This is a genomic window from Maribacter sp. IgM3_T14_3 (genome assembly GCF_049603095.1).
Taxonomy (GTDB): domain Bacteria; phylum Bacteroidota; class Bacteroidia; order Flavobacteriales; family Flavobacteriaceae; genus Maribacter.
In genome coordinates, this window is the sequence record NZ_CP187138.1 from 2,993,300 (window position 1) to 3,006,323 (window position 13,024).

Here is a 13,024-nt window from a genome sequence, read left to right on the forward strand (position 1 = left end):
TTAAAGTCCCAAAGATAGGATTTTGTTAAAAAATAATGAGCTTATAAAGCTATATAAACAAGGCAAAATGATTTTAATTAGTTGTTATTTTCATCTTGTGGTAAAATGTCTATTTGTGGCTTTTTTAGTGTTTGTTTGTTTGCAATACTTTTTTCTAATGATAAAAGTAACGATGGCAATAAAATTAAGTTGGCCAACATTGCTAGCAATAATGTAGCAGAAACTAAAGAACCTAAGGCTACTGTACCACCAAAATTAGATATTACAAATACAGAGAAACCGAAAAATAAAACGATAGAGGTGTAGAACATACTAACCCCTGTTTCTCTTAGGGCATTATATACTGATTTTTCTATGCGCCAGTTATTTGCAGTGAGTTCTTGCCTATACTTAGCGAGAAAGTGTATGGTGTCATCGACCGATATCCCAAAGGCAATGCTAAATACCAAAATAGTAGAAGGTTTAATGGGCACGCCTACAAACCCCATAATACCTGCCGTAATAACTAACGGTAGTAAATTTGGTATGAGTGAAATAATGATCATTCTAAAAGACCTGAATAAATACGCCATGAACAAAGCAATTAATGCGATTGCCAATGCAAGTGACATAATTAGGTTTTTTACTAGATACTTGGTCCCTTTTAAGAATAACAAGGCACTACCCGTCATGTAAACGGTATAACGTTCGGCAGGAAATATTTTATCGATGTTCTCTAGTAAACGAGTCTCGATTTCTTCCATTCGGCTGGTGTTAACATCTCGCATGAAAGTGGTTATTCTTGCAGTTTGCCCTGTGCTATCAACAAAAGCTTTTAGCAAATCTCCATTATCAGATGATTTACGTGCAACATCCATTATAAAAGTATTCTCTTGACTGGTAGGTAATTGGTAGTATTTAGGAATACCATTGTAAAACGCCTGCTTTGAATACTTTACTAAATTAACTACAGATACCGGAGTAGAAAGTTCGGGAATCTCTTCTATGACCTCACTAAACTGATTCATGCGTTTAAGCGTTGCAGGTTTTAAAACACCTTTCGGAGTTTTAGTGTCTACAACTATTTCAACAGGCATAATACCTTTAAATTCTTTTTCAAAGAATCGAATATCATGAAAGAAATCAGCATTTTTAGGCATGTCTTCTATAGGGCTTCCTGAAATTCTTATTTGGTAGATACCAATGATGCTAATAACCAATAATGAAATTGAAACTATATAAACGGTAATTCTTCGGTGTCGTACAATTCGTTCCATCCAAAGAACAAAAGCATCGATCCACTTTTTGTTCAAATGCTTTAAATGCTTTGTTTTTGGCAGTGGCATAAAGCTATATATAATAGGGATAATCAGTAGTGACAAAACAAAAATTCCAATAATATTTATTGAGGCCACAATACCAAATTCTTTTAAAAGGGTACTATCGGTAATAATAAATGTAGCAAAACCTGAAGCAGTAGTAATATTTGTCATCAAGGTGGCATTCCCAATTTTAGAAATTACACGTTGTAGAGAAAGTGCTTGATTACCATGTTTTTTGACCTCTTGCTGATATTTATTAATTAAGAATATACAGTTTGGTATACCGATAACAATTATTAAAGGTGGAATCAATGCAGTTAATACAGTAATCTCGTATTGCAGTAATCCGAGTAAACCAAAAGCCCACATAACTCCAATAATAACCACACACATTGAAATGAACGTTGCTCGTACACTTCTAAAGAAAAAGAAGAAAATTAATGACGTCACCCCTAGGGCAGCTAATATAAATTTACCGATCTCATCAATAATGTTTTGAGAGTTCATCGTTCTCACATAGGGCATGCCAGATATGTGAACATCTAAATTGGTTTCGTCCTCAAAATTTTCAATAAGTTTATTTACATCTTGTAGAATAAAGTCTTTTCTTACCGCAGTATTAACTATGTCCTTGTCTAAATTGACTATAGTACGTATAGTTTTACTTTCTTTATTATAAATAATATTATCGTAAAAAGGGAGGTTGTTAAATAAATGGTTGGTAATGCTATCTATTTCCTTTTTTGTTTTTAGCTCTCCATTTATTAAGGGGCGCATTTTAAACTGTTGTAACTCATTGTCTTTGACCAATTCTTTAAGATTATCGGTCGAAATAACGAATTCTACTTCAGGAAAAGCCGCAAGTTGCTTGCTCAGCTTGTTCCAACGATTAAAATTTGCAGGTGTAAATAAGGCGCTATCATGTATTGCAAATACTACGGCATTACCTTCTTCGCCAAATTTGCTAAGAAAATCTTGGTATTGCTGATTTACGGGGTGGTCGTCTGGTAGCAAGTTTGTTTGCGAGCTCGAAAATCGCATGTATTGCCATTGCCAGCCCATGAAAATGGTGAAACCGGCAATCAATAGTAAAATTAAGATTCTATTGCGGAGAATTATGTTTGCCGTTTTAGGCCAAAATCCTTTCGTAAGTTTAGCTACCATAACTGTTTTTGCAGGCGTCAAAGGTAACTATTAGCTACATCTGTTCCTAAATTGAAAAGTTTAAATTTTTACAATAAAATAAAGCTACCGTATAGGGTAGCTTTACTTAGGTGTTTTTGACTTAAGTTACTTATATTTTCATGATCTCTGCTTCTTTTTTCATCAAAAAGTCATCGATTTTTTTAGTAAAAGCATCGGTTAGAACTTGTACATCTGCAGTGGCATTCTTTTGAAGGTCTTCAGAGATATCCAAATCTTTTATTTCTTTATTTGCATCTTGTCTTGCACTACGTACACCAACTTTTGCATGTTCAGATTCTGCCTTTGCCTGTTTGGTAAGTTGAATTCTGCGTTCTTCTGTTAGTGGTGGTACGTTGATGATGATCATATCACCATTGTTCATAGGGTTAAAACCTAGATTGGCATTCATAATCGCTTTTTCAATTTCTTGAAGCATGTTCTTTTCCCATGGTTGAACAGAAATCGTTCTACCGTCTGGTGTGTTCACATTGGCGACCTGAGATAATGGTGTTTGCGACCCATAATAGTCAACCATAACAGATGACAACATTGCAGGGCTGGCTTTACCGGCCCTAATTTTTAAAAATTCACGTTCTAAATGCGCTATAGCGGCATCCATGCCTTCTTTTGTAGCGTCTAAAACAAATTGTACTTCTTCGTTCATATAATAAGTATATAGCTATCGCAATATCATAAACTATACCGAAAGTTATACGTTTACGGTCGTACCAATAGTTTGGCCGTCAACAATTTTCAGTAAGTTTCCTTTTTTGTTCATATCAAAAACTACTATAGGTAGTTCGTTTTCTTGACTTAAGGTAAAAGCCGTAGTGTCCATAACTTTTAACCCTTTTGTAAGTACTTCTTGAAAAGATATCGTGTCAAATTTCGTTGCACTTTTGTCTTTTTCTGGGTCTGCAGTATAAATACCATCAACGCGTGTACCTTTGAGAATTACATCAGCTTCAATCTCAATAGCTCTTAAAACCGCTGCGGAATCGGTAGTGAAATAAGGGTTACCTGTACCACCGCCAAAAATTACTACTCTACCTTTCTCCAAATGCCTCATTGCACGTCTTCGAATAAAAGGCTCTGCAACTTCGTTGATTTTGATTGCAGATTGCAATCTTGTTTGTACACCGTTCATTTCTAATGCACTTTGTAATGCCAAGCCGTTTATAACTGTAGCCAGCATTCCCATATGATCGCCTTGTACTCTGTCCATACCTGTTGCGGCACCAGCTAATCCTCTAAAGATGTTTCCGCCGCCAATTACTATGGCAACCTCAATTCCTTTTTCTACTACTTCTTTTATCTCTTCAGCATATTCGTTTAGACGGTTAGAATCTATACCGTATTGCTTTTCGCCCATTAAGGCTTCACCGCTTAATTTAAGAAGAATTCTTTTGTAGTGCATCTAAATATTTATTTGCCACCAAAAATAATGAAAATATTTGATGGGCGTGGTCAAATTTTAAACAAGCAAAACATAATTCTATAAGTTTGGGTGGTGACATATTATCTATCTTTGGTAACCATTATTTTTAAATATGTGCATATGAGGTTTTTTATGAAAAAAAATGTATTAGTTATTGCTACTGCTTTGATATTAAGTGCCTGTGGTGCAGGTAAGGCTTTAGTTTCAGTTGAGAATGTGCCGATAGTTGCGGCTATAGATTTGGTGAATGTAGTAGATGATAGAGTTCAGGTCGATTTGAACCCTGGGGCTTTTAATACATCTACTGTTATTTTTAGTATTCCGAAGACAGTGCCCGGAACCTATAGTTCTGATAATTACGGAAAGTATATTCAAGATTTTAAGGCTCTTGATTATAAAGGAAATCCGCTACAGTTTACAAAAATTGATGAGAATTCTTGGAGTATTACCAATGGAACTCAACTTGATAAAGTTCAGTATTGGGTAAATGATACGTATGATACCGAGAATGAAGTTGATGATGCAGTATTTTCTCCTGCAGGTACAAATATTGCCGTCGGTAGTAATTTTATGCTTAATCTACACGGATTCGTTGGTTATTTTGATGGATTTAAAGAAGTGCCTTATTCAATTCTGATAAAAAAACCTGTAGATTTAATTTCGACAACCACACTTTCTAAAGTACCAAATAGAAAACCAGATCCTCTGTGGGATGGTTTTGTAGCTAAGCGTTATTTTGAGGTCATCGATAACCCAATTATGTATGCGAAGCCGAATACTGAGACTTTTGAGATTAATGGAATAACGGTAACGTTAAGTCTTTTTTCTCCGAATAATGTGTACAAGGCTGCTGATTTGAAAGAAAAAATGGTGTCTATGATGGGTGCTCAAAAAAAGTTTTTGGGTGATGTTGATAGTACAAAAGAATACAACATATTATTATATCTGTCTGATGTTAATATACCAGATGCTCAAGGTTTCGGTGCATTAGAACATCATACTTCTACTGTTGTAGTGTTGCCAGAAGCAATGGATGTTGGTCGTCTTGAACAAGCAATGGTAGATGTGGTATCACACGAATTTTTTCATATTGTAACACCGTTATCGGTGCATTCAAAAGAGATTCAATATTTCGATTTCAATAATCCAAAAATGTCTGAACATTTATGGATGTATGAGGGTACAACAGAATATTTTGCGAACCTTTTTCAAATTCAACAGGGTCTTATTTCTGAAGAAGAATTTTATGAGCGTATGCTTACCAAAATAAATAATTCTTTATTCTATGATGATAGTATGTCATTTACGGTAATGAGCAAGAATATATTGGATCAGCCTTATGAGCCAAATTACGCTAATGTATATGAGAAAGGTGCGCTCATTAATATGTGTGTCGATATCATATTACAAGAAAAAAGTAATGGCGAAAAAAGTATGCTTTGGCTAATGAAAGAATTGTCAAAGAAATATGGGACCGATGTACCTTTTGAAGATAATTCTTTGTTCAATGAAATAGTTGCAATGACCTACCCAGAAGTGGGTGAGTTTTTTAATACACACGTAATAGGTGAAACTCCAATTGATTATAAAGAGTATTTTAAAAAGGTTGGTTTAGCAATACAAGATGTAGAAGAACCTACCGGATACTTTTTTGACGGACAAGTACCTTATATGGATGTTGATGTACAAAACGATAGTGTAGTCTATATTAGAAAGAATATAGAGTTAAATTCATTTTTCAATAATTTAAAATTGAAGGGTGGTGATATTTTTAGGGTGATTAATGGGCAAGAGATAAACTTAGAAAGTTTGCGCCCAGTTATAGGTGAAAGCTTTGGGTGGACACCAGAAACACCAATTACTATGACTGTAGAAAGAGATGGTGAAATGATTTCAGTTGAAGGTACTGTTGGTCAGCCTGTAAAAAAGGTTAAGAAAATAGTAGCTTTAGAAGGTGTAAACGAAGCAACTGATAAGTTGCGCAATGCCTGGTTGAAGAATTAGAGTTATTCTTTAATTTATAACAATAAAAAAACCGTCTACTTTTTACAGTAAGACGGTTTTTTATTGAGTTAGTTGAATTGTAATTAACCTAATGCAACTCTTTTGAAACCAACAACCTCTAAGCTAGAGTCTACTGACTTTACGTATTGAGCAACACTTTGTTTGCTGTCTTTAATGAAATCTTGGTTAACCAAGGTATTATCTTTAAAGAAGCGATTTAATTTACCTTTAGCAATATTATCAAGCATTGCTTCTGGCTTACCTTCTTGACGTAATACATCTTTTGCAATTTCGATCTCTTTGTCAATAATCGATTGGTCTACACCAGCTTCGTTTAAAGCGACAGGGTTCATTGCAGCAGCTTGCATAGAAACATCTTTAGCAACTTCATCAGCACCGGCTACGGCAGCTGAAAGTCCTGTTAGAACAGCTATTTTATTTCCTGCGTGAATATATGATCCAACGAAAGGAGCGCTTAATGTTTCATAACCACCTATTTCGATTTTCTCACCAATAACACCAGTTTGCTCAGTAAGTTTTTCTTGAACTGTCATTCCTTTGTATTCAGCAGCTAAGAATGCATCTTTAGAATCAAAGTTGATTGCTAGGTCTGCTAATTCTGTAGCTAGTGTTACAAAAGTTTCGTTTTTAGCAACGAAATCTGTTTCACAGTTCAAAGAGATAATAACACCTTTAGTGTTATCGCTATTTACTTTTGCGATTGCTGCACCTTCAGAAGAATCTCTGTCGGCTCTTTTTGCTGCAACTTTTTGACCTTTTTTACGAAGAACTTCGATTGCAATTTCAAAATCACCATCAGCCTCAACTAATGCGTTTTTGCAATCCATCATTCCTGCACCAGTAGTCTTTCTTAATCTGTTAACTTCTGCGGCTGTAATCTTTGCCATTTTATTTTACTTTTAGTATACCTGTTTTACGAGGTTGTTCTTAGATTTATTTTAAAACTGTAGTATCTTATTCTACACCACCTTTGGTGTTGTCTTGCCACTCTTTAAGCTCGTCCCATTTACCATCTGCAGCCATTTTAGCTTGCTTTGGCCATGATGTTGGATCTAAATGTGACATTCTAGAACTTGCTTCAGTTAAGATTTCTTTAATCTTATCAGCATCTCCTTTAGAAAGGTCAGCGAAAGTAGCGATACCTGCAGCAACTAAGGCTTCAGCAGCTTTTGGTCCGATACCTTCAACTTTTGTTAAATCGTCAGCTTTTACATCTTTAGCAACAGCTTCCTTGGTAGCTTCAACATTTACTTCAACGTTTGGTACATTAGCAACCATTGGTGCTGGTTTAGTATCAACTTTCGCTGGAGTTGGTTCTGGCTTTTCAGCTGTTAATTTTTTCTTTGGAGCTTTATCTTTTTTCTCTGATTTACCTTCTGGCGCATCACCTTTTTCAGCCTTACGATCAGCAAGACCTTCAGCAACTGCGTTGGTAACCTCTGTCATAATGATGTCAATAGACTTAGAAGCATCATCATTAGAAGGTATAAGGTAATCTACATCTCTAGGGTCACAGTTGGTATCTACCATTGCGAAAATAGGAATGTTTAATTTTTGAGCTTCTTTAACTGCAATGTGCTCTCTCATTGTATCAACGATGAACAATGCACCTGGTAAACGTGTCATTTCAGAAATAGAACCTAAGTTCTTTTCTAATTTTGCACGTAAACGGTCAACTTGTAATCTTTCTTTTTTAGAAAGGGTAAGGAAGGTACCGTCTTTTTTCATACGATCGATAGAAGCCATTTTCTTAACAGCTTTACGAATAGTAACGAAGTTTGTTAACATACCACCTGGCCATCTTTCTGTGATGTAAGGCATGTTTACTGCTGCTGCTTTTTCAGCAACGATATCTTTTGCTTGTTTTTTGGTAGCTACGAAAAGTATCTTTCTACCTGATGCTGCAATTTTGCTAAGAGCCTCATTGGTCTCGTCTAATTTTGCAACTGTTTTGTAAAGGTTGATTACGTGAATACCATTACGCTCCATGTAGATGTAAGGAGCCATGTTCGGATTCCACTTTCTTGTTAGGTGACCAAAATGTACACCTGCTTCTAATAATTGTTTTACTTCGACTCTCGCCATTTTAAATTTAGTTTACGTTCTTATGAATTAGCAATGATAAAGTGGTATTTGCATAAGCAAAAGCCTTCATCATTTAGATGCTAAACTAATCTTACCCTTAATTTTAAGTGATTAAAGGATTTTTAATTGTCCCCAAAAGGACTTTCAATGAACTTGTTAATACTCTGGATTTTCCAGTTTGATAAAATATAAAAATAGGCACCCAAAAAGGGTGCCTGATAATCTTGTAACTCGAATTAACGTTTCGAGAATTGGAATTTTTTACGTGCTTTCTTCTGACCGAATTTCTTACGTTCAACCATTCTTGGATCTCTAGTTAAAAGACCTTCTGGCTTCAAGATAATTCTGTTCTCAGCATCAATCTCACACATTGCTCTAGATAAAGCAAGACGAATAGCCTCTGCTTGACCAGTAATACCACCACCGTAAACATTTACTTTTACGTTGTAAGTATCTAAGCTTTCAGTTAATGTGAAAGGTTGTTTTACTTTATATTGAAGTGTTGCAGTTGGAAAGTATACACTTAAATCTTTATTGTTAATAGTGATGTCACCATTACCATCAGAAAGATAAACTCTCGCTACAGCGGTCTTTCTACGACCAATTTTATGAATTACTTCCATCTTATTTAATATCTTTTAAATTAACAACAGTAGGCTTTTGAGCTTCCTGACCGTGCGCTGTACCTGCGTAAACTTTTAGGTTTCTGAAAAGTTCAGCACCTAATCTGTTTTTTGGTAACATACCTTTGATCGCTTTTTCAAGAATACCTTCTGGATTTTTATCCAATAATTGTTTTACGGTAGTAGAACGTTGACCACCTGGGTAGCCAGTATATCTCAAGTAGGTTTTATCAGACCACTTGTTTCCAGAAAGAACAATTTTCTCTGCGTTGATAATAACAACATTATCACCACAATCTACGTGAGGGGTGAAACTTGGTTTATGCTTTCCTCTTAACAAATAGGCGACTTTAGAAGCCATGCGTCCTAATGTTTCTCCTTCGGCATCTACCAATAACCACTCTTTGTTGACAGTTGTTCTGTTGGCCGAAACGGTCTTATAACTTAATGTATCCACTACTGCTATTTTTAACTATTATTTTAATCAATCCCTAGAAAGGGGCTGCAAATCTACGATTATTAACTTGAATTGCAAATACTTGTTTCTTTATTTTTTACATTTTTTAAATAAATGTAATTTCCAACTGCGTAATGTAAATAGAGATACTGTTAAACTTATCGCTTTTATTGGTATTTCTGTAACAATACTATTTTTTTGCCGTCCCTTCATTTATAAAACAATCAATCGAACAGCGAACTATTATGAATAAATACTTGATCAATAGTATCTTATTTCTTTTGTTAACCACTACTGCAATTGCTCAAAAAGACTCGGTAAAGGTACAAAGGGAATATAATACCGTGCAACTTTCGGTTGGGGAAGAAATTACTATTGACGGTCTTCTGTCTGAGATTAGTTGGGATAATGTGGCTTGGCAAGATGATTTTACTGTTTTTGAACCAAATAATGGCGAAAAAGCAAGTCAACGCACAAAATTTAAAATAACCTATGATGCGAAGTTTTTATATGTGGGTATTCGTTGTTTCGATAGTATACCCGAGAAAATAGAACAACGACTTGCTCGTAGAGATAATTTTTCTGGCGATTGGATAGAAGTTAATATTGACAGTTACAATGATAAGCGCACAGGTTTTTCTTTTAATGTTTCAGCAGCGGGCGTAAAGGGTGATGAATTTATTTCTCAGAATGGTGATTTTTGGGATGCCAGCTGGAACCCAATTTGGTACACTGCCACCAATATCGATGAAGAAGGATGGACCGCAGAAATGAAAATTCCGTTTAGTCAATTAAAGTTTGGTGCTGCTGAAGAACAATTATGGGGACTTCAAATTCATAGACGATATTTTAGAGGCGAAGAACGCTCTATTTGGCAGCCCATTTCTTTAGAAGCGCCGGGTTGGGTTAGTGAATTTGGTAAGTTAACAGGTTTAAAGAATATTGAGCCTCAAAAACAATTAGAGATTCAGCCGTTTGTAGTAAATCAGTTCGATAAGTACCCTGCTCAAGAAGGTAACCCTTTTCGAGATGGTAAAGATTATATTTTAAATGCAGGTTTAGATGCTAAAATAGGATTGACGAATGACTTAACATTGGATTTAACGGTAAATCCAGATTTCGGACAGGTTGATGCTGATCCGGGAGCAATCGCTTTAGACGGATTTCAAATATTTTTCGAAGAACGAAGACCATTTTTTATTGAAAACAAAAATATATTCGACTACGAGTTTGCCGATGGTAACGACAATGTTTTTTATAGTAGACGAATAGGTAGAAGTCCGCAAGGGTTTGCCGATGTTACGCAAGACGAGTTTGTTGATCAACCGACCAATTCTACCATTCTGGGCGCCGCAAAATTTTCTGGTAAAACAAAGAACGGATGGTCTTTGGGGCTGTTAGAAAGTATTACTGGTAAAATGTACGCAGATATTGAAGATATTACTGGTAACAAAAGATCAGAAATAGTAGAGCCGTTAACCAACTATATAGTGGGTAGAGTGCAAAAAGATTTTAATGAACGTAATTCTTTTGTTGGCGGAATATTTACTGCTACCAATAGAAATTTACCCGAAAATCTTGAGTTTTTAAGAAGTGGAGCGTATACCGGTGGTTTAGACTTTAAGCATAATTGGAAGAATAGAAATTATTATGTTGAAGGTAATGTGGTCGGTAGCCACGTTACAGGTAGTGAAGAAGCAATAACGAGAACACAAACTAGCATCACTCATTTATTTCAAAGAGTAGATGCTGGTCATGTTTCTGTTAATACTGATAGAACATCATTAACAGGTACTGGTGGCAAAATAGAAATAGGTAAAGCTGGTGGTGGAAATTGGAGATACGATGGCGGGGTCATTTGGCGATCACCCGAGTTGGAACTGAACGATATCGGATTTTTAAGACAGGCAGATGAAATAAAACAAACCGCATCTTTAAGTAGACTATTTATAAAACCTACTAATTTTTATCGTAAAGCCAATATAGAATTAAGTCAAAATTCTACTTATGATTTTGAGGGTAATTACAATAGAATACAATATCAGTTTGAAGGCTTTATAAATTATAAAAATAATTGGTGGACAGAAGTAGGTGCTGCCCATAAGCCTCGTATATTTTCAAATACGGTACTTCGTGGCGGACCACGATGGCGCTGGTCAGACGAGAATTTTGCGTATCTATTTTTTGGTTCTGATAGTAGAAAGAAATTAAGTTTTACCTTAGGTTATGTAAATAGTCAGGCAGCCGAAAATAACTTCTCGTTAGCGCGTTATGTCTTTAGATTATACTATCAACCTTTTGATGCTTTTAACCTGTCTATTTCTTCAGAGTTTGAAGAGAATCCGAATAAGACACAGTATGTTACCGAAACTAGTTTTAATGGCGATGCGAGATATATTACCGGTAATATTGATCAAAAAACGTTCAGTACATCCATCCGTTTTAATTATAGTATAAACCCGAATTTATCTATTCAGTATTATGGCGAACCATTTATTTCCGGAGGTACATATACCGATTTTAATTATGTAAATAATCCTATTGCAGAGAAACTGAATGAACGAGTAAGCTTATTTTCAGATAATCAAATTTCGCAATCTGCTAGTACTGATAATTATTTGATTGATGAGGATTTTGATGGTACTGTCGATTATCAGATTGATAATCCGGATTTTTCATATGTTCAATTTAGATCGAACTTAGTTTTAAGATGGGAATATGTGCCTGGGTCAGAAATCTTTTTGGTTTGGTCGCAAGGTGTAGTAGGGGCAGGTAGCCCTAGTGAAACATTAGGTAGAAATTTAGATCAACAAATTTTGGGTCAGAAGAAAGATAATACGTTTTTATTGAAAGCAACGTATCGGTTTATACTGTAAGTACTTGTTTTTTAAAGATCACTGTTTGATTAGAAATGAAATAATAAGTTGATTTGTTCGTTTTTATGGGTGTACAACAAAAAAACTAAAACAATGTATAAACATATTTTACTTAGTCTAGCAATGGCATTCGCCTTAGTATCTTGTAGCTCAGACAAAGAAGATTCCACATCTGAAGACGAAATTAATAGCACTGCTATTTTAGGCACTTGGGTTGCTACTGAACTTATAATCGATAATGAAACCGCTAGTGATGACGTTAAGTTTGGGAAACAAATTTTAGATTTCCTATCTAATAAAGAGTGCTATATTATTACATTACAATTTAATGAGGATCTAAGTGCTACAGCTTCTAATTCTGCTAATTATGTAGAAGTTAATGCTACAGCAGATGGTTTAGATATACCTTGCCCAACAGAGACAGATACAAATGAAAGTACCTATGTCTTTGACGGAAAAACCGTAACTACGATAGATGAAAATGGCGAAGAGTTAGTCATTGGCGTAACCATTGAAGGAAATGTTATGACTGTTGATGCAGCAGATCTTGATATTCCTAATTTCTCTGAAGACGGACAATTGATTTTTGTGAAGCGATAAACAAGCTTAAATTATATTCAAAGAATTGACCCTTGCATTTATTGTGAGGGTTTTTTATTGCTTATAAAATTTAGCTTTTACATTTTGATGTTCTGATTGTATGGTAATCATGTAAAGCCCTTTTTCGAGATTGAAAACGGGAATGTTAAGCGAGTTTCTTTTAATGTCCCATTGGTGGTAGATAATTTGGGTTCCGTAGCTATCTCTAATGCTAATAGCGGCATTCGAATCATTTTTGAGTCCTAAGACATTAATGACATTCGTTGCAGGGTTAGGAAACAATTTTATGGTACTTTCCGCATCTTGGGCAAACAACTGCGTTGCGCTAAAGATGATAAAAAGTGATATGATAAAAAGACGTTTCATAAAATATAGCGTACCTCATAGTAGAAGTACGCTATATGCTAACGTTCGTAAAATACCTTTTCGTCTTT

General features: G+C 35.2%; 11 protein-coding genes. 3 read left to right on the forward strand and 8 right to left on the reverse strand.

The annotated features are described in order from the left end of the window. Positions 1–77: 77 nt before the first annotated feature. The 3 genes from ACPF9A_RS13370 to pyrH form a co-directional block, all read right to left on the reverse strand. Entirely contained in the window at positions 78–2,465 is a 2,388-nt protein-coding gene (locus ACPF9A_RS13370) for an efflux RND transporter permease subunit (protein WP_423997669.1), read from the reverse strand. A gap of 130 nt (positions 2,466–2,595) precedes the next feature. Further along, positions 2,596–3,150 (reverse strand): ribosome recycling factor, encoded by a 555-nt coding sequence (gene frr / locus ACPF9A_RS13375; protein ID WP_133686275.1) that lies wholly within the window; start codon positions 3,148–3,150, stop codon positions 2,596–2,598. Positions 3,151–3,195: 45 nt separating this feature from the next. After that, complete coding sequence (gene pyrH, locus ACPF9A_RS13380; RefSeq protein WP_423997671.1) at positions 3,196–3,903, reverse strand: UMP kinase; 708 nt, start codon at positions 3,901–3,903, stop codon at positions 3,196–3,198. Positions 3,904–4,056: 153 nt separating this feature from the next. On the opposite strand from pyrH, the gene ACPF9A_RS13385 reads away from it, so the two are divergent. After that, positions 4,057–5,928, forward strand: coding sequence for a peptidase M61 (locus tag ACPF9A_RS13385; protein ID WP_423997673.1), 1,872 nt, complete (start codon positions 4,057–4,059; stop codon positions 5,926–5,928). An 83-nt stretch (positions 5,929–6,011) separates the two neighbouring features. On the opposite strand, the gene tsf is transcribed toward ACPF9A_RS13385, so the two are convergent. The 4 genes from tsf to rplM form a co-directional block, all read right to left on the reverse strand. After that, positions 6,012–6,836 carry a translation elongation factor Ts gene (tsf, locus tag ACPF9A_RS13390; protein ID WP_423997675.1) on the reverse strand — a complete coding sequence of 275 codons (825 nt, stop codon included), beginning with the start codon at positions 6,834–6,836 and terminating at the stop codon, positions 6,012–6,014. A gap of 67 nt (positions 6,837–6,903) precedes the next feature. Beyond that, a complete protein-coding gene (gene rpsB, locus ACPF9A_RS13395; RefSeq protein ID WP_423997677.1) occupies positions 6,904–8,034 on the reverse strand; it encodes a 30S ribosomal protein S2 in 1,131 nt (376 codons plus the stop codon). Between the two features lie 236 nt (positions 8,035–8,270). Further along, complete coding sequence (gene rpsI, locus ACPF9A_RS13400) at positions 8,271–8,657, reverse strand: 30S ribosomal protein S9 (protein ID WP_291793191.1); 387 nt, start codon at positions 8,655–8,657, stop codon at positions 8,271–8,273. 1 nt (position 8,658) lies between these two features. Then, the gene (gene rplM, locus ACPF9A_RS13405) at positions 8,659–9,114 is read right to left on the reverse strand and encodes a 50S ribosomal protein L13 (RefSeq protein WP_423997680.1); all 456 of its coding nucleotides are present in this window, start codon (positions 9,112–9,114) and stop codon (positions 8,659–8,661) included. 245 nt (positions 9,115–9,359) lie between these two features. Between rplM and ACPF9A_RS13410 the strand changes: the two genes are divergently transcribed. Together ACPF9A_RS13410 and ACPF9A_RS13415 are read left to right on the forward strand one after the other, a co-directional pair. After that, on the forward strand, positions 9,360–11,990 hold the full coding sequence (locus tag ACPF9A_RS13410) for a DUF5916 domain-containing protein (RefSeq protein WP_423997682.1): 2,631 nt from the start codon (positions 9,360–9,362) through the stop codon (positions 11,988–11,990). A gap of 93 nt (positions 11,991–12,083) precedes the next feature. Beyond that, positions 12,084–12,590, forward strand: a complete 507-nt coding sequence (locus ACPF9A_RS13415; protein WP_423997684.1) for a hypothetical protein — start codon at positions 12,084–12,086, stop codon at positions 12,588–12,590. Between the two features lie 54 nt (positions 12,591–12,644). Here the strand turns inward: ACPF9A_RS13415 and ACPF9A_RS13420 are convergent, their stop codons facing one another. Further along, positions 12,645–12,956, reverse strand: a complete 312-nt coding sequence (locus tag ACPF9A_RS13420) for a T9SS type A sorting domain-containing protein (RefSeq protein WP_423997686.1) — start codon at positions 12,954–12,956, stop codon at positions 12,645–12,647. Between the last annotated feature and the right edge of the window lie 68 nt (positions 12,957–13,024).